General features: G+C 61.0%; 17 protein-coding genes and 1 pseudogene. 9 read left to right on the forward strand and 9 right to left on the reverse strand.

Translation table 11 applies throughout. The features are described 5' to 3' along the window. Nucleotide 1 precedes the first annotated feature (1 nt). Nucleotides 2-1,504 carry an Asp-tRNA(Asn)/Glu-tRNA(Gln) amidotransferase subunit GatB gene (gene gatB, locus G9X67_RS13865; protein ID WP_171598887.1) on the reverse strand — a complete coding sequence of 501 codons (1,503 nt, stop codon included), beginning with the start codon at nucleotides 1,502-1,504 and terminating at the stop codon, nucleotides 2-4. A 129-nt stretch (nucleotides 1,505-1,633) separates the two neighbouring features. Between gatB and G9X67_RS13870 the strand changes: the two genes are divergently transcribed. Beyond that, nucleotides 1,634-1,945 (forward strand): DUF1294 domain-containing protein, encoded by a 312-nt coding sequence (locus tag G9X67_RS13870; RefSeq protein WP_138391099.1) that lies wholly within the window; start codon nucleotides 1,634-1,636, stop codon nucleotides 1,943-1,945. Between the two features lie 4 nt (nucleotides 1,946-1,949). Here G9X67_RS13870 and G9X67_RS13875 read toward each other — a convergent pair whose 3' ends face one another. Beyond that, nucleotides 1,950-2,459, reverse strand: a complete 510-nt coding sequence (locus G9X67_RS13875; RefSeq protein ID WP_138391100.1) for a GNAT family N-acetyltransferase — start codon at nucleotides 2,457-2,459, stop codon at nucleotides 1,950-1,952. A gap of 310 nt (nucleotides 2,460-2,769) precedes the next feature. Between G9X67_RS13875 and G9X67_RS13880 the strand changes: the two genes are divergently transcribed. Next, nucleotides 2,770-3,027: a YjhX family toxin gene (locus G9X67_RS13880; RefSeq protein WP_171598888.1), complete on the forward strand. Its 258-nt coding sequence runs from the start codon at nucleotides 2,770-2,772 to the stop codon at nucleotides 3,025-3,027. 50 nt (nucleotides 3,028-3,077) lie between these two features. On the opposite strand, the gene G9X67_RS13885 is transcribed toward G9X67_RS13880, so the two are convergent. From G9X67_RS13885 to G9X67_RS13900, 4 genes are all read right to left on the reverse strand, one after another. Continuing rightward, the gene (locus G9X67_RS13885; RefSeq protein WP_171598889.1) at nucleotides 3,078-3,353 is read right to left on the reverse strand and encodes a hypothetical protein; all 276 of its coding nucleotides are present in this window, start codon (nucleotides 3,351-3,353) and stop codon (nucleotides 3,078-3,080) included. Nucleotides 3,354-3,460: 107 nt separating this feature from the next. Next, complete coding sequence (gene gatA, locus G9X67_RS13890; protein WP_171598890.1) at nucleotides 3,461-4,942, reverse strand: Asp-tRNA(Asn)/Glu-tRNA(Gln) amidotransferase subunit GatA; 1,482 nt, start codon at nucleotides 4,940-4,942, stop codon at nucleotides 3,461-3,463. Between the two features lie 56 nt (nucleotides 4,943-4,998). After that, entirely contained in the window at nucleotides 4,999-5,286 is a 288-nt protein-coding gene (gene gatC / locus G9X67_RS13895; protein ID WP_003539052.1) for an Asp-tRNA(Asn)/Glu-tRNA(Gln) amidotransferase subunit GatC, read from the reverse strand. Nucleotides 5,287-5,355: 69 nt separating this feature from the next. Next, complete coding sequence (locus G9X67_RS13900; protein WP_011651680.1) at nucleotides 5,356-6,060, reverse strand: metal-dependent hydrolase; 705 nt, start codon at nucleotides 6,058-6,060, stop codon at nucleotides 5,356-5,358. A 179-nt stretch (nucleotides 6,061-6,239) separates the two neighbouring features. Between G9X67_RS13900 and ruvX the strand changes: the two genes are divergently transcribed. Then, nucleotides 6,240-6,734, forward strand: a complete 495-nt coding sequence (ruvX, locus tag G9X67_RS13905) for a Holliday junction resolvase RuvX (protein WP_064654283.1) — start codon at nucleotides 6,240-6,242, stop codon at nucleotides 6,732-6,734. On the opposite strand, the gene G9X67_RS13910 is transcribed toward ruvX, so the two are convergent. The 3 genes from G9X67_RS13910 to G9X67_RS13920 all read right to left on the reverse strand — a co-directional run bounded on the left by G9X67_RS13910 (nucleotide 6,671) and on the right by G9X67_RS13920 (nucleotide 7,961). Then, nucleotides 6,671-7,003 (reverse strand): DUF6105 family protein, encoded by a 333-nt coding sequence (locus tag G9X67_RS13910; RefSeq protein WP_138391103.1) that lies wholly within the window; start codon nucleotides 7,001-7,003, stop codon nucleotides 6,671-6,673. The two genes, ruvX and G9X67_RS13910, sit on opposite strands and share 64 nt — an antisense overlap. Continuing rightward, nucleotides 7,000-7,173 (reverse strand): hypothetical protein, encoded by a 174-nt coding sequence (locus G9X67_RS13915; RefSeq protein WP_171598891.1) that lies wholly within the window; start codon nucleotides 7,171-7,173, stop codon nucleotides 7,000-7,002. The genes G9X67_RS13910 and G9X67_RS13915 overlap by 4 nt, the downstream gene beginning before the upstream one ends. A gap of 128 nt (nucleotides 7,174-7,301) precedes the next feature. Continuing rightward, complete coding sequence (locus tag G9X67_RS13920) at nucleotides 7,302-7,961, reverse strand: TetR/AcrR family transcriptional regulator (RefSeq protein WP_065279742.1); 660 nt, start codon at nucleotides 7,959-7,961, stop codon at nucleotides 7,302-7,304. Between the two features lie 248 nt (nucleotides 7,962-8,209). Here G9X67_RS13920 and map point away from each other — a divergent pair, with 248 nt between their 5' ends. The 6 genes and pseudogenes from map to G9X67_RS13950 all read left to right on the forward strand — a co-directional run bounded on the left by map (nucleotide 8,210) and on the right by G9X67_RS13950 (nucleotide 15,669). Continuing rightward, nucleotides 8,210-9,046, forward strand: a complete 837-nt coding sequence (gene map, locus G9X67_RS13925) for a type I methionyl aminopeptidase (protein ID WP_062944698.1) — start codon at nucleotides 8,210-8,212, stop codon at nucleotides 9,044-9,046. A gap of 7 nt (nucleotides 9,047-9,053) precedes the next feature. Then, nucleotides 9,054-9,881 carry a DNA repair protein RadC gene (radC, locus tag G9X67_RS13930; protein ID WP_171598892.1) on the forward strand — a complete coding sequence of 276 codons (828 nt, stop codon included), beginning with the start codon at nucleotides 9,054-9,056 and terminating at the stop codon, nucleotides 9,879-9,881. Between the two features lie 175 nt (nucleotides 9,882-10,056). Further along, entirely contained in the window at nucleotides 10,057-11,244 is a 1,188-nt protein-coding gene (locus G9X67_RS13935; protein WP_171598893.1) for an alpha-hydroxy acid oxidase, read from the forward strand. A 219-nt stretch (nucleotides 11,245-11,463) separates the two neighbouring features. Then, the gene (sthA, locus tag G9X67_RS13940) at nucleotides 11,464-12,870 is read left to right on the forward strand and encodes a Si-specific NAD(P)(+) transhydrogenase (RefSeq protein WP_138329790.1); all 1,407 of its coding nucleotides are present in this window, start codon (nucleotides 11,464-11,466) and stop codon (nucleotides 12,868-12,870) included. Nucleotides 12,871-12,928: 58 nt separating this feature from the next. Beyond that, nucleotides 12,929-13,739: pseudogene (locus tag G9X67_RS13945) on the forward strand (endonuclease/exonuclease/phosphatase family protein). 160 nt (nucleotides 13,740-13,899) lie between these two features. Beyond that, complete coding sequence (locus tag G9X67_RS13950) at nucleotides 13,900-15,669, forward strand: radical SAM protein (RefSeq protein WP_138329796.1); 1,770 nt, start codon at nucleotides 13,900-13,902, stop codon at nucleotides 15,667-15,669. Nucleotides 15,670-15,773 lie beyond the last annotated feature (104 nt).

A 15,773-nucleotide genomic window follows, 5' to 3' on the forward strand; every position in this document is an offset into this window, starting at 1 on the left:
CTTACTCCTCGATGCCGAGCTTCGCCTTGACGAGGGCCTGGACAGCCTGCGGATTGGCCTTGCCGCCGGTCGCCTTCATCACCTGGCCGACGAACCATGCTGCCATGGTCGGTTTCGCCTTGACCTTTTCGACCTGATCGGGATTGGCGGCGATGATCTCGTCCACGGCCTTTTCGATCGCGCCGGTATCCGTCACCTGCTTCATGCCGCGCGCCTCGACGATCTCGGCAGGATCGCCGCCTTCGGCGAGCACGATCTCGAAGAGATCCTTGGCGATCTTGCCGGATATGGTTCCCGCCTTGATGAGATCGATGATGGCGCCGAGCTGGGCCGGCGAAACCGGCGTCTGCTCGATGTCCTTGCCGGTGCGGTTCAGTGCGCCGAGCAGATCGTTGATCACCCAGTTGGCGGCCGTCTTGCCGTCACGGCCTGCGGCGACGGCTTCGAAATAATCGGCGATCGCTTTTTCGGAAACGAGCACCGAGGCGTCGTAGATCGACAGCCCGAGCTCGCGCACGAAGCGCTCCTTCTTGTCGTCAGGCAATTCCGGCAGATCGGCTTCGAGCGCCTTGATGAAGGCATCGTCGAATTCGAGCGGCAGCAGATCAGGATCGGGGAAATAACGATAGTCGTGCGCATCCTCCTTGGAGCGCATCGAGCGCGTCTCGCCCTTGTTCGGGTCGAAGAGGCGAGTCTCCTGATCGATCTTGCCACCGTCCTCCAGAATGCCGATCTGGCGACGGGCTTCATATTCGATCGCCTGGCCGATGAAACGGATGGAGTTGACGTTCTTGATCTCGCAACGCGTGCCAAAATCCTCGCCCGGACGGCGGACGGAGACGTTGACGTCGGCGCGCATCGAGCCCTCGTCCATGTTGCCGTCGCAGGTGCCGAGATAACGCACGATCGAGCGCAGCTTGGTCATATAGGCCTTGGCCTCGTCGGACGAGCGCATGTCGGGCTTGGAGACGATCTCCATCAGGGCAACGCCGGAACGGTTGAGATCGACATAGGACATGGTCGCGTGCTGGTCATGCATCGACTTGCCGGCATCCTGTTCCAGATGCAGGCGCTCGATGCCGATCTCGATATCCTCGAACTGGCCCTGGCGGTCCGGCCCGAGTGAAATGACGATCTTGCCCTCGCCGACGATCGGATCCTTGAACTGCGAGATCTGATAGCCCTGCGGCAGGTCGGGATAGAAATAGTTCTTCCGATCAAACAGGGAGCGCTTGTTGATCTGGGCTTTCAGGCCGAGGCCGGTGCGAACGGCCTGCCTGACACATTCCTCGTTGATGACGGGCAGCATGCCGGGCATGGCGGCGTCGACCATCGAGACATTCGAATTCTGCGGCTTGCCGAATTCCGTCGAGGCGCCGGAGAAGAGCTTCGAATTGGACAGGACCTGGGCATGGACTTCCATGCCGACGATGACTTCCCAGTCGCCGGTGGCGCCGGGGATGAAGCGTTTCGGATCAGGCGTGCGGACGTCGACAAGGGTCATCTGATGCTCTTTGCAGGCTGTTCTTTTCCACTGGTGAGGTAAAGGAAATGGCGTGCCGGTGCAAGGCTTTCGCCATGGCGCGCATCGCGGTTTTGCCGTCCATTAACGGAGCCGCGGTAGGGTTCCCCTATGACGATGATCGATATTATCAAATGGGCCTTGCTGTTTCTGGCGCTGAACCTCTTGGTGTTCTCGATCTATTTCTTCGACAAGCAGGCGGCGCGCCACGGCAGGCGGCGCATCAGCGAGCGCACGCTTCTCATGCTGGCGCTGATCGGCGGCAGCCTTGGCGCGGTGGCGGCACAGCAGCTGTTGCGGCACAAGACGAGAAAGGAGCCGTTCCGGTCAATCCTGGCGGCGATCCTGATCCTGCATGGCGCACTGATTGCTATCCTGGCCTTCGTGCCGCAATGGAGTCTTCTGCTTCCTCAGGACTTTTGAAGCGTCAGAATTCCTGCCCATATCCACCTTGGCCGTCCGAAACGAGCTGTTTCGTCAGTCCGACGGAGGGTACGTCGCGATCAAGCTTCGGATTGTAGGCGACCGAGAGCCAGTGGATGCTATAGCCGTGCTTCTGAAAAAAGCCGATCGCCTCGCTGTTGCCGGAATGGGTCTGCATCCCCGCCTTCTCGAAGCCCTGATCGGCGATCTCCTTTTCGATGCGGACGAGAAGGGCCGAACCGAGGCCCTGGCGGTTGAAGGCGGGATCGATCCAGAAATCCGAGATGGTTTCGTCCAATCCCTCGCGCGCTGCCCAGCCTGCGACCTGGCCGTTCTGCTCGACGACGGTGATGGTCAGCCAGTCGTTTTCCACGAAATTCCGGAAGGCGTTGCGCGCTGCGTCGATCATCGCGTCCGATTCGCCGATCGACGCCATCGCCTTTTGCCAGGCCCTGAGCCCGATCTCGCTCAATAGCTCCGCTTCACCGTCGCGGGCATTGCGAATGTGGATCAACGACACCTCCGCGTTACCCGTCAACTAGACCATTGAGTCGCGGATTTTACCAGTAGCTCCAACGGGATGATCGACCGAAACTGCGGTTTTCGACTGGTTTTGAGAGACAAGTACGCTCTTGACCGAATTTCCCGGGCTGAATAATAGGTCTTATCGAGGTGTTTTATGTTGAGCCTGCCTGAGACCCGGTAAAGGCCCTGCCCGCAAGTTTTCTTGCGCGCATGGGCCCGAAAAAACGAAGCCCTGACGTTCGAATGAGCGCCAGATCGTTTTTGTGCGCCCTACCGGGCGCGATACCGGATCTCAACATATGGACATTTCTCGCACGGTGCAGCGAATCCTGCATCTCATGGCCCAAGGCGGCCGCATCGAAATTACCCGCGACCACGACAGGAAGATCGAGGCGGTCAGTTGCTTCACCCGCGACGGCTGGCTCTATCCCGGCGTCGACCTCGATCTCTTCTGCAGGCTGAAGCGACTGAAGGCAATCAAGTCCTCAGGCGGCCACCCCTACCGGATCACCGAAAGAGGGCTGAGGTTGGTCAGGTCGCAGCTGAACAACAGGTAATAGTGGCACTCCCGATCGCGTCTCGAACGGGCGCGATCGGGGGTATCGCCTCAAACCTTTGCAGAGATTTCCGTCCGCATCGCCGACCACTCGTCGGCCATCGTGCCCGTGCCGCGCGCCTTGCCGGCGCGGCGATACCAGTAGTCGGCGTTCCAGTCATCGCCCTCGATGCGATGGCAAAGGGCGTGCCCCCAATCGAACGGCTGTTCGCCTTCGTGGCGCTGGCAGATGTCGTGGACCGCCTGCCAATCCGCGCCCATGGTGAAACCGCCGGCAGCAAGGCGATCAACTGCCTCGATCAATCGCACAAGATCATTGCTGGCCATAAAACCTTCTCCTGGTTCCGGCTATCAATCAGTCAAGCATGCGGCAAAGCCGACGGCGCCGACCGCTTCGTGGTCGGCAGCCGCTATCTTTCGGATCGTTAGGTCCATTACCACCACTTGGCCGGCGTAAACCGGCCGGCTGCCCGCTCGATGACGTGGGCGGTCTTGAAGAGGGTTTCTTCATCGAAGGGCTTGCCGATCAGCTGCAGGCCGAGCGGCAGGCCCTTATGGTCGAGGCCGGCCGGCACGGCGATGCCGGGCAGGCCCGCCATGTTGACCGTCACCGTGAAGATGTCGTTCAGATACATTTTCACCGGATCGGCGGCGAGGTTCTCATCGGCAACGCCAAAAGCAGACGACGGCGTTGCCGGCGTCAGGATGGCATCGACGCCGGCGTCGAATGCGAGTTCGAAATCGCGCTTGATCAGCGTGCGCACCTTCTGGGCGCGGATGTAATAGGCATCGTAATAACCGGCCGACAGCACATAGGTGCCGATCATGATGCGGCGCTTGACTTCCTTGCCGAAGCCCGCGGCACGCGTCTTCTCATACATGTCGACGATATCCTTGCCGTCGACGCGCAGGCCGTAGCGCACGCCGTCGTAACGCGCGAGGTTCGAGGATGCCTCGGCGGGAGCGACGATGTAATAGGCCGGAAGGGCGTATTTGGTATGCGGCAGCGAGATGTCGACGATCTCGGCGCCGGCATCCTTCAGCCAGGCGATGCCCTGGCGCCAGAGCGTCTCGATCTCATCCGGCATGCCATCGACACGGTATTCGTTCGGAATGCCGATCTTCATGCCCTTCAGCGATTGGCCGAGAGCTGCTTCGTAATCCGGCACCGGCAGATCTACCGATGTCGTGTCCTTTGCGTCGACGCTTGCCATCGACTTCAAAAGAATCGCGGCATCGCGTATGTCGCGGGCGATCGGGCCTGCCTGGTCGAGCGAAGAGGCGAAGGCGACGGTGCCCCAGCGCGAGCAGCGGCCATAGGTCGGCTTGATGCCGACGGTGCCGGTGAAGGCGGCCGGCTGGCGGATCGAGCCGCCGGTATCGGTCGCGGTTGCGCCGGCGCAAAGATGCGCGGCGACGGCTGAAGCCGAGCCACCCGACGAGCCGCCGGGCACGAGCTGCTGGTTGGAGCCCGCGGCACGCCAGGGATTGATCACCGCGCCGTAATGCGAGGTCTCGTTGGAGGAGCCCATGGCGAACTCGTCCATGTTCAGCTTGCCGAGCATGACGGCGCCGTCATCCCAGAGGTTCTGCGTCACGGTCGATTCATAACGCGGCTCGAAACCATCGAGAATGTGGCTGCAGGCCTGGGTGTGAACGCCGACGGTGGCAAAGAGATCCTTGATGCCGAGCGGAATGCCTTCGAGTTCGCCTGCCTTGCCGGCGGCGATGCGCTCGTCGGAGTTCTTCGCCATGACGCGGGCGAGATCCGGCGTGACCTTGATATAGGCGTTAAGCCGGCCATTGGCCGCATCGATCGCCGAGATATAGGCTTCGGTCAGTTCGATCGCGGTGATTTCCTTGGCGCGCAGCTTCTGGCGGGCTTCGGCAATGGTCAGGCTGGTAAGTTCGCTCATCGTGTTTTCGCTTCAGATCTGGAATGGCAACAGGGTCGGAAAGAGGCTTCGAAGCCTTATTCAACGACTTTCGGCACCAGGAAAAAATTGTGGTCGGTGACGGGCGCATTGGCGACGATATCGGCTGCCTTGCTGCCGTCGGTCACCTCATCGGTCCGCTTCTTCATCGCCGTCGGGGTCACCGACGTCATCGCCTCGACGCCGTCGACATTCACTTCGGAGAGTTGCTCGACGAAGCCAAGGATGCCGTTCAGCTCGCCGACCATGCGATTTGCCTCGTCCTCGGAGACGGCAATACGGGCAAGGCGGGCGACGCGCTTCACGGTGGCAAGATCGACGGACATGGCATTCTCCGGATAGGATTTTTCCTACCCGCTATAAAGGCCATGTCCGCCGTGTGCAACGGGATTTCGTCAGATCGACAGGCTCTCGGAAGGCCTGATCGCCTTCACATCCGTCTTCGATCCGTCCATGCCGGCAACGAATTTTTCAGCCGTCTGGTCGATGATCGGAAAGGTGCCGTAGTGGCAGGGGATCGCGGTCTTGAAGTTGAAATAGCGCCGGCAGGCAAGTGCTGCCACAGCGCCGCCCATGGTGAAGCGGTCGCCAACCGGCACGAAGCCGATATCAGGCTGGTGCAATTCGTTGATCAGCGCCATGTCGGAGAAGATGTCGGTATCGCCCATGGCAAGGATCGAGGCTTCGTCGTCGAAATGCAGCATCAGGCCGTTGGCGTTGCCGAGCGCATGCGAGACGCCGTCCTCGGTGATCTGGGCGGAGGAGTGCAGCGCATTGGTGAAAGTTGCCGAGAAGCTGCCGAGCGCGATCGTGCCGCCAGTATTGCCCATCTCGATCTTGTCGACGCCCTTGGAGCCGAGCCAGGCGGCGAGATCGGCATTGGCGAGAACCACGGCACCGGTTTCCTTGGCGAGTGCCACGGTATCGCCGACATGATCGCCATGGCCATGCGTCAACAGGATGTGGGTGATGCCGGCGGACACATCCTTGATATCCTGGCCGGAAAAGGAGGCGTTATAGCTGAGGAATGGATCGAGCAGGATCTTCGCCTTTGATGTCTCGATGCGGAAGGCGGAATGGCCGAGCCAGGTGATCTTCATGAAATGTCTCCTTTATTACGTGATGCAAAGCCAGTTTCGATGCCACATCAAAGAATGAGAGCATGATGTCGTCCGAAAACCGCTCACACTTTTCGGCGTCATGCCCTAAGGACATATCTTATGCGGCCGCAAAGAAAAGCGGCGGCGACTTCAATTTGTTTTGACGGGATGAAACGGCGATGACGGTGCTGACAATCGAGGAAATGGCCGAGACGCTTGCCCCGCGACAGGCGATTGCCGGCCTCGATCTCGGCACCAAAACAATCGGGCTTTCGATGTCCGATCTCGGGCGGCGTTTCGCCACGCCGCGCACGGTGATCCGCCGCGTCAAGTTCACCATCGATGCCCAGGCGCTGCTGGATTTCGCGACGGCGGAAAAGGTCGCAGGCTTCATCATCGGCCTGCCGATGAACATGGATGGATCGGCGGGTCCGCGCGTGCAGGCAACGCGCGCCTTCGTGCGCAACATGGAGCAGAAGACGGCGCTGCCCTTTGTCTATTGGGATGAGCGGCTTTCGACGGTTGCGGCCGAACGGACGTTGCTCGAAATGGACGTCTCGCGCGCCAAGCGGGCCGAACGGATCGATTCGGCCGCGGCAAGCTTCATCCTTCAGGGCGCGCTCGACAGGCTTTCCTTGCTGGCAAGGTCTGATGGAGACGAATTCAGCGCCTGACGCGCCCTCCACCAGCCGATGATCGACTTGCGCTTCCGGAAGGCCAGGATGGCGAAGACGACGAGGCTGTCGACTGCGATCGCGCGCGCAACGAGCGGCGGGATGGTCTCCGGTGGAATGCCGAGCGCCTTGCCGTAAAGCTCGAAGGTCAGGTCATGGACCTGCCGGCTCAGCATGAAGATGCCGAAACTCATGTCGTAATAGGAGAGCCAGTACCATCCGCCCAGAAAGACGATGGGGCCGGCCCAGAAGATCAGAAACCACTTCATGCGGCCTCTCCTCCATGCTTGCGCGCGACGGGCAGATCGAGGGAGACCAACCAGGTCGACGATGCCATGATGCAAAGCACCAGCGTCGGAATTGCGATATCCACCGCCAGGACTGCGAAAAACATCATCGCCGTCACCAGAAACGCGGCTTTAGCGATCTTGGTTCCCATGGGCGTCAACTCGGGCTCTACTCATACATCTCTGCTCACCGCCACACTGTCGGGTTAACCACCCCCATGCAACGTAAACCATTTGTTAAGGTTAACGCAGGCCCCGCCCCCTGTGGATGAGCCAGGTATCAGCCGTAGACGCCACGCACGATGCGCTTCAGCGCCGTTGCCGCCTTCTCCCAGTCCTTGGGTGTTTTCAGCGACAGGCCGGCGCACTGCCCGCCGGCTGCGGCGGCGAGCACAAGGTGCTGGATCGCGGCGATGACGACGGCGTTGACGGCTGCCGCATCCACCCCCTTCGGCGGCGCCAGCGAGCCGCGCATGCGCTCGAGCCACAAGGCGAGCGCCTTCGAACGCGCCTCGGACAAGCGCCTCACCTGCTCGGTGTTTTCCGATATCTCCCAGGCGAGGATGCGGCGCATCAGCGGATCGTTTCTCAAGGCGTCGAGGAGTAGAAGCGACAGCCGCTCCATCAGGTCGCCATAGGTGAGCAGGAACATGCCGCCGGCGTCTTCCGGAATGCGATCCTTCACCCATGTGCCGAGATCGGCGCCGATCGCCTCGACCAAACCGTCGAGGCCGCCATAGTAACGATAGATCAGCTGCTTGTCGCAACCGGCGCGGCGGGCGACCGCATTGATGCCGAAGTTCTGGAAGCCTTCCTCGGCGAGCAGCCCCTTGGCGGCGGCAAGGATGGCGCGCTCGGTGGCGCCGCGATCCCGCACCCGCCGTTCCGGCCCCTCGCCGGTCCCGGGTGAATTTTCAAGATTTACGGCTTCATTCAGCATGATCGACCCTTCCCCACTGTCACCAATCGGTGAGTAGCGGCGTGACTTCACGCAATCAATCCTATCCCTTTGGGAAGATTGTGGATATTCCAGCCGGACCGTTGATTGTCCGTCGAACGGATGCGGAAGGCTGCACGTTGGGCGGATCGGATCCGCTCAGAAATCTCGTCCTGGCGGTTGATCGTGATGGACGAACCCGGCATAGCTACATTATGAACAAATCTAACAATCTCCGCTAAGGCCCTGCAATGGTGAACTATATCGAAGCCTCTACTGCGCCCCCGAAGAATACGGGCGCCATCCGGCTTTATGACGCGCAAGCATTCGAGGGCATGCGCAAGGCATGCCAGCTGACCGCGCGCTGCCTCGATGCGCTTGCCGACATCGTCAAGCCCGGCCTGCTGACCGATGAGATCGACAGGTTCGTCTTCGATTTCGGCATGGATCACGGCGCCTATCCGGCCACGCTGAACTATCGCGGCTATACCAAATCGACCTGCACCTCGATCAACCATGTCGTCTGCCATGGCATTCCGAACGACAAGCCGCTGCGCGACGGCGATATCGTCAATATCGACGTCACCTTCGTGCTCGACGGCTGGCACGGCGATTCCAGCCGGATGTATCCCGTCGGCGTCGTCAAGCGTGCTGCCGAGCGGCTGCTCGAGGTCACCTATGAATCGCTGATGCGCGGCATTGCAGCCGTCAGGCCTGGCGCCCGCACCGGCGCGATCGGCGAGGCGATCCAGACCTATGCAGAGGCCGAGCGCTGTTCGGTGGTGCGCGATTTCTGCGGCCATGGTGTCGGCAGGCTGTTCCACGATTCGCCGAATATCCTGCATTACGGTCGCGCCAACGAGGGGCCGGAGCTGCGCGAAGGCATGATCTTCACCATCGAGCCGATGATCAACCTCGGCCGACCGCATGTGAAGGTGCTGGCCGACGGCTGGACGGCAGTCACCCGCGACCGCTCGCTGTCGGCGCAGTACGAACATACCGTCGGCGTCACCTCCGATGGCTGCGAGATCTTCACGCTGTCGCCGGGTGGGCTCGACCGCCCCGGCCTGCCGTCGCACAACGGGTGACGATCCGATGGCGAAGGGGCCTGTTTCGACATCTTCCGACGACGAGCTGCCTTTCGAGACGCGAGAGCCGATTGCCGCCGACGAACGTTCGTTCTTTGCAGGCCAGCCGCGAAATCCGTCCGCGCCGAATGCCAGGGCCGCCCTGCCCGCCTCGCTTGCCGGCCAAGAGCATTATCACGGCCATCGCGAGCGGTTGCGTGACCGCTTCCGGGAGCTCGGCGACACCGCGCTTGCCGACTACGAAATCCTCGAACTGCTGCTTTTCCGCCTGATCCCGCGGCGTGACACCAAGCCGATCGCCAAGGCACTGATCGAGCGGTTCGGCTCGCTCTCCGGCGTCTTCGGTGCGCCTCAGGCGCTGCTGATGGAGGTCAAGGGCGTCGGCGAGGCCGTGGCGCTCGACCTGAAGCTGATCTCGACTGTCGCCCACCGGACGCTGAAGAGCGAACTCAGGAGCAAACAGGTCCTGTCCTCGTGGTCTTCGGTCATCCAGTATTGCCATGCCGCCATGGCGCACGAGACCCGCGAGCAGTTCCGCATCCTCTTCCTCGACAAGCGCAATGTGCTGATCGCCGACGAGGTGCAGGGCCGCGGCACGGTCGACCATACGCCGGTCTATCCGCGCGAGGTGGTCAAACGCGCGCTCGAGCTTTCGGCAACGGCGATGATCCTGGTCCACAACCACCCCTCCGGCGATCCCACGCCATCGCGCGCCGACATCGACATGACGAAGGTGATCATCGATGCGGCCAAGGCGCTCGATATCACCGTCCACGACCACGTCATCATCGGCAAGGATGGCCATGTCAGCCTGAAGGGGCTGAAGCTGATCTGAACAAACACTGCGGCCGGTCGCCGACGAGATGCAGAGCCCCGGCGCGTCCTGGTCCATCCCCGCGAGAAGACTGAGAAATGCTGGAGTTGACAGCAGCAGGTGGTGCGGGATTGTATGCAGTCCCGCCATCACAGCCTGGACAATGCCCGCCCGAATACCGAGAAGATGAAGCTCCATGACGATCCGCAGCGGCAACACCGATCGATCGACCCGGCTCTGCCGCGACATGCTCTGCCTCGATGACTTTGAAATAAAGGCGCGGCGACATCTGCCAAAGCCTCTGTTCGGTTACGTCGCCGGCGCAACCGAGACCAATGCGTCGCTACGGCATAATGCAGAGGCTTTCCAGGCCTATGCCTTCCGGCCTCGTGTCCTTCGGGACGTCTCGAAACGCAGTACCGAGACGAGCCTCTTCGGCAAGACCCATGCCGCGCCATTCGGCATCGCGCCGATGGGTATCAGCGCGCTGATGGCCTATCGAGGTGACATCGTGCTCGCGCAAGGAGCGGATCAATCGGGAATCCCGATGATCATAAGCGGTTCATCGCTTATCCCTTTGGAAGAGATCGCTGCGGTTTCGCCGCAAGCATGGTTTCAGGCCTATCTCCCCGGCGAACCCGACCGTATCGACGCTCTCATCGATCGCGTCGGCGCGGCCGGCTTGCAGACACTTCTGCTGACCGTGGACACAGCCACGCTGCCAAATCGTGAAAACAATGTAAGGGCCGGGTTTTCGACGCCTCTGCGTCCCGGTCTCCGCCTGGCATGGCAGGGCATCTCGCACCCGCGCTGGACCACCGACACATTCCTGCGCACGATCGTCCGGCACGGCATTCCGCATTTTGAAAATTCCTATGCCACAAGGGGCGCGCCGATCATCTCCTCGAATGTGACGCGCGATTTCGGCAGGCGCGACCATCTCAACTGGAACCATCTGGAGCGGATACGCAACAGGTGGTCCGGCAAACTCGTGGTCAAGGGGATCATGCATCCTGACGACGCGGCGCGGGCTGTCGACACCGGAGCGGATGGCGTGATCGTCTCCAACCATGGCGGCCGCCAGCTCGACGGCACCGCATCTCCCCTTCAGGTCCTTCCGGAGATTGCGTCCCGTGTTGGAGACAGCGTTGCCGTCATGGTCGATGGCGGTTTCAGGCGTGGAACGGACATCATGAAGGCCCTCGCACTCGGGGCCTGTTTCGTGTTCGTGGGCAGGCCGTTCCTTTATGCCGCAGCCGTCGCGGGCCTACCGGGTGTGCTCAAGGCGGCCGATATCCTGAAGACGGAACTGCATAGCAATATGGCATTGCTCGGCGTCACCAAGGTGGGCGATATTTCCGCGGACTACATCACCCGTGCATGAAAAGTCGTCGAGCCACAGAGCATGGCAAGCGCCTGTGCCGGTCTTCGTCAGCTACGACCCATGGTGTAAAGCTGTTTCTCGCAGGGCTCACTTGCCCGAAAAAGCACCCGTCAGGACCAATCAGGTGGCCGTAAAACAATCTGTAACATTGACCGGCTAACGATGGACGGGCGACATTTTGCGTCGCAATATGATTCCTTTCCAATCCGGGGCTTGATGATGCTTCAGTACGATCTCGTTGTGGTGGGCAGCGGTCCCGCAGGGCGCCGCGGCGCGATCCAGGCGTCAAAACTCGGCAAGAAAGTGCTTGTCATCGAGCAGGGCAAACGCGTCGGCGGCGTATCCGTGCATACCGGCACCATCCCTTCCAAAACGCTGCGCGAGACTGCGCTTAATCTTTCCGGCTGGCGCGAACGCGGCTTCTACGGCCGGTCTTACCGCGTCAAGGAAGAGATCAGTGCAGATGACCTGCGGCGTCGCCTGCTGATTACGCTCAACCACGAGGTCGAGGTGCTGGAACACCAGTTCGCCCGCAACCGCGTGCAGCATATTCGCGGCAAGGCGAGCTTCATCGATGCGTCGACGCTGCAGGTGATCAAGGATGACGGCGAGACCACGCAGGTCACCGCCGCCAGCGTGCTGCTCGCCGTCGGCACAAAACCGTTCCGCCCCGATTACATGCCCTTCGACGGCAAGACCGTTCTCGACAGCGACGAACTGCTCGACATCCAGGATCTGCCGCGATCGATGGTCGTCATCGGCGCCGGCGTCATCGGCATCGAATATGCGACGATCTTCAGCGCGCTCGACACGGCCGTCACCGTCATCGACCCGAAGACGACAATGCTCGACTTCATCGACAAGGAAATCATCGAGGATTTTACCTATCAGCTGCGCGACCGCAACATGAAGCTGCTGCTCGGCCAGAAGGCCGACAAGGTGGAGAGGCTCGAAAACGGCAAGGTCGAACTGACGCTCGACAGTGGCCGGCGCCTGACGACCGACATGGTGCTTTTCGCCGCCGGCCGCATGGGGGCGACTGATGCGCTGAACCTTCAGGCGATCGGCCTCGAAGCCGACAGCCGCGGCCGTCTCAAGGTCAATCCGGAAACCTTCCAGACATCGGTTGCCAACATCTATGCCGCCGGCGATGTCGTCGGCTTTCCGAGCCTTGCCTCGACCTCGATGGAACAGGGCCGCATCGCCGCCCGCGTCGCGGTCGGCGCGGTCGCCAAGGAGCCGCCGAAATATTTCCCCTATGGCATCTATGCCGTGCCGGAGATTTCGACCTGCGGCCTGACTGAAGAAGAGATGAAGGAGCGCGGTATTCCCTATGAATGCGGCATTGCCCGCTTCCGCGAGACGTCGCGCGGTCATATCATGGGCCTCGACACCGGGCTTCTGAAGCTGATCTTCTCGCTGAAGACCCGCCGCCTGCTCGGCGTGCATATCGTCGGCGAAGGCGCCACCGAGCTGGTGCATATCGGCCAGGCGGTGCTCAACCTCAAGGGCACGGTCGAATACTTCGTCGAGAACACCTTCAACTATCCGACGCTCGCCGAAGCCTACAAGATCGCCGGGCTCGATGCCTGGAACCGGATGGGCGACATCAAGTCGGAGCTCTAAAGTCCGTCGCGTCGTCGAGGGAACGGCCGTCTCAGTCCGGCCGCCAAAACGGAGCCGAATGATATTGCGCATCATTTCCTTGAACGCATGGGGCGGCAGGCTTCATCAAGCGCTGATTGAATATGTGACGGCGGCCGATCCCGACGTGCTGTGCCTGCAGGAGGTTTTGCGCGCACCCGGTACCCACTCGGGCTGGTCGGTCTATCGGGACGGCGATGTCGAATTGCCGCAGCGCTTCAATCTCTTTACCGAGATAAGCACCGCCATGCCCGGCCACGACGGTTTCTTCTGCCCGACCTCGAGAGGCGAGCTTTTCGATGGCGATACCGCCATTGTTGCCGAATTCGGGCTGGCGACCTTCGTGCGCAAAACGCATTCCGTCATCGCCCAAGGGCTGGACTTCGTGCACGGCCCGTTTTTCGGCTGATGGCTGGGGCGAACATCCGCGACCGCGAAACGCCCATTGCATCCGTCTCTTCAGCCATGAGTGCGCTTCTACCGTGACCATCGCCCACATGCATGGCCTGCGCGATCCCGCAGGCAAGGGCGACACGGCGGCGCGTGAAAAGCAGGCCGCGGCGCTAGTCGGGCTCATCGAGCGGGTCTGGCCCGGTGACGAAGGGCTCATCGTCTGCGGCGATTTCAACGTGCTGCCTGATAGCGCAACCTTTGCGATTCTCGCCAGACTCGGGCTTTCCGACCTCGTCACCGGAAGCGGCCTTGTAGACACGCGAACCTCCTACTATCTGAAGCAGGGCCGCTTTGCCGACTACATGCTGGTGACGCCAGGGGTGAAGGTTGCCAAATTCGAGGTGGTCGCGGCGCCCGAAGTCTCCGACCATCGCGCATTGCTGCTCGATATCGGGTAGTATATTGAGGAATAATACACTTCGCGAAGCGTTTGCGCGCCGTGCCGTTTTTTTACGCCTTAGTTCGACCTCCTAAATCGCATTGATATGTGGTGCCTGATAGCTGCCTTCAACGCCATTTTGCCTTCGGGCAAAAGCTTCTAAAGAAAGATAGATACTCTTGTCCCATGTCTTGGAAGTTGCGCGCAGACGTTTTCAGCTGATCTTGATCAAGCCGTCGCATTATGACGATGACGGCTACGTCATCCGCTGGTGGCGGGCGATGATCCCCTCCAATTCGCTTGCGGCGCTCTACGGCATTGCCGCCGAATGTGCCGAGCGCAAGGTGCTCGGCGACGATACGGCCATCGACATCACTGTGATCGACGAGACCAATACGCGGATCGATGTCGCCGGACTGCTGGCGCAGTTCAAGCGTCACGACAATTTCGGCATGATTTCGCTCGTCGGCGTCCAGACCAACCAGTATCCGCGCGCCCTCGATATCGCCCGTCCCTTCCGCGATGCCGGCCTGCCGGTTTCGATCGGCGGCTTCCATGTTTCCGGCTGCCTGTCGATGCTGGATGGCAAGGCCGTCGGGCTTGACGCCTGCCGCGACATGGGCATCTCGATGTTTGCCGGCGAAGCCGAGGGCCGGCTCGACATGGTGCTGCGCGACGCCGCCGCCGGCGAGCTGAAGCCGCTCTATAATTTCATGAACGACCTTCCCGGTATCGGCGGCACGCCGGTTCCCTTCCTGCCGAAGGACAATATCCAGCGCACGCTCGGACTCAGCACCAGCTTCGATGCCGGACGTGGCTGTCCCTATCAGTGCTCGTTCTGCACCATCATCAACGTACAGGGACGCAAGTCGCGCTTCCGCTCGGCCGACGACGTCGAAAAGCTGGTGCGGATGAACTGGGCGCAGGGCATCCACAAATTCTTCATCACCGACGACAATTTCGCCCGCAACAAGGATTGGGAAGCGATCTTCGACCGGCTGATCGAGCTCAAGGAGCGGGACGGCATTCCGCTCGGCCTGATGATCCAGGTCGACACGCTCTGCCACAAGATCCCTAATTTCATCGAGAAATCCCGGCGCGCCGGCGTTACTCGCGTCTTCATCGGCCTCGAAAACGTCAATCCGGACAATCTGACCGCCGCCAAGAAAAACCAGAACAAGATCACCGAATACCGCAAGATGCTGCTCGCCTGGAAGGCACAGGGCATCATGACGCTCGCCGGCTATATCCTGGGCTTCCCCGCCGATACGCCGGAATCGATCCGCCGCGACATCACGATCATCCAGGAAGAGTTGCCGCTCGACGTCATCGAATTCTTCATCCTGACGCCACTGCCCGGCTCCGAGGATCATCAGGTCCTGTGGAAGAAGGGCGTCGAGATGGATGCCGATCTCAACATCTACGATGTCGAGCATGTCTGCACGGCGCATCCGAAGATGAGCAAGCAGGAATGGGAAGACATCTACCACGAGGCCTGGGCGCTCTATTATTCGCCTGATCATATGAAGACGCTGCTGCGCCGCGCCGTGGCGACCGGCGTACCGCTCGCAAGGCTCGTCAAGGTTCTCGTCTCCTTCGCGACCACTGTGCCGCTGGAAAACGTGCACCCGCTGCAAAGCGGCCTGCTGCGCCTGAAGACGCCGTCGGAGCGGCGCCCGGACCTGCCGCGCGAGAATCCGCTGGTCTTCTGGCCGCGCTTTGCCTGGGAAACCTTCAGCAAACATGCTTCACTCGCCGGCACGATCATTGGCCTGACGATTTCGGCATTCCTGATTTCAAGAGATGCGAAGTCGAAGACCTATATGGATCAGGCCCTGACGCCTGTCGCCGACGACGAAGAGGAAACGCTCCACCTCTTCACACAGACCGCCGGCGGCGCCGCAGCCGTCAGCCATGTCAGGAAAGTCGCGCAACTGACCGCGCATTGAGCGGTAATTCTTGAACGGCGGCTGGCAGCATCAAACTCTAAGCCAATGCATGTCGCTAAAGCGCGTCGCATGAATCAAGTTTGAGAACGCGCTTTGAAGGCTCC

Source organism: Rhizobium sp. WYCCWR 11152 (assembly GCF_013087615.1).
GTDB classification, from domain to species: Bacteria; Pseudomonadota; Alphaproteobacteria; order Rhizobiales; family Rhizobiaceae; genus Rhizobium; species Rhizobium indicum.

Excerpts from the sequence above, each read along its gene's own strand:
- gatC (WP_003539052.1), bottom strand. The coding sequence starts at position 5,286 with ATGTCCGTCGATCTTGCCACCGTGAAGCGCGTCGCCCGCCTTGCCCGT.
- G9X67_RS13915 (WP_171598891.1), bottom strand. The coding sequence starts at position 7,173 with ATGGGAACCAAGATCGCTAAAGCCGCGTTTCTGGTGACGGCGATGATG.
- map (WP_062944698.1), top strand. The coding sequence starts at position 8,210 with ATGGTGAACTATATCGAAGCCTCTACTGCGCCCCCGAAGAATACGGGC.
- G9X67_RS13880 (WP_171598888.1), top strand. The coding sequence starts at position 2,770 with ATGGACATTTCTCGCACGGTGCAGCGAATCCTGCATCTCATGGCCCAA.
- ruvX (WP_064654283.1), top strand. The coding sequence starts at position 6,240 with ATGACGGTGCTGACAATCGAGGAAATGGCCGAGACGCTTGCCCCGCGA.
- G9X67_RS13885 (WP_171598889.1), bottom strand. The coding sequence starts at position 3,353 with ATGGCCAGCAATGATCTTGTGCGATTGATCGAGGCAGTTGATCGCCTT.
- radC (WP_171598892.1), top strand. The coding sequence starts at position 9,054 with ATGGCGAAGGGGCCTGTTTCGACATCTTCCGACGACGAGCTGCCTTTC.
- gatA (WP_171598890.1), bottom strand. The coding sequence starts at position 4,942 with ATGAGCGAACTTACCAGCCTGACCATTGCCGAAGCCCGCCAGAAGCTG.
- G9X67_RS13870 (WP_138391099.1), top strand. The coding sequence starts at position 1,634 with ATGACGATGATCGATATTATCAAATGGGCCTTGCTGTTTCTGGCGCTG.
- G9X67_RS13910 (WP_138391103.1), bottom strand. The coding sequence starts at position 7,003 with ATGAAGTGGTTTCTGATCTTCTGGGCCGGCCCCATCGTCTTTCTGGGC.
- G9X67_RS13920 (WP_065279742.1), bottom strand. The coding sequence starts at position 7,961 with ATGCTGAATGAAGCCGTAAATCTTGAAAATTCACCCGGGACCGGCGAG.
- sthA (WP_138329790.1), top strand. The coding sequence starts at position 11,464 with ATGCTTCAGTACGATCTCGTTGTGGTGGGCAGCGGTCCCGCAGGGCGC.
- G9X67_RS13935 (WP_171598893.1), top strand. The coding sequence starts at position 10,057 with ATGACGATCCGCAGCGGCAACACCGATCGATCGACCCGGCTCTGCCGC.
- G9X67_RS13900 (WP_011651680.1), bottom strand. The coding sequence starts at position 6,060 with ATGAAGATCACCTGGCTCGGCCATTCCGCCTTCCGCATCGAGACATCA.
- gatB (WP_171598887.1), bottom strand. The coding sequence starts at position 1,504 with ATGACCCTTGTCGACGTCCGCACGCCTGATCCGAAACGCTTCATCCCC.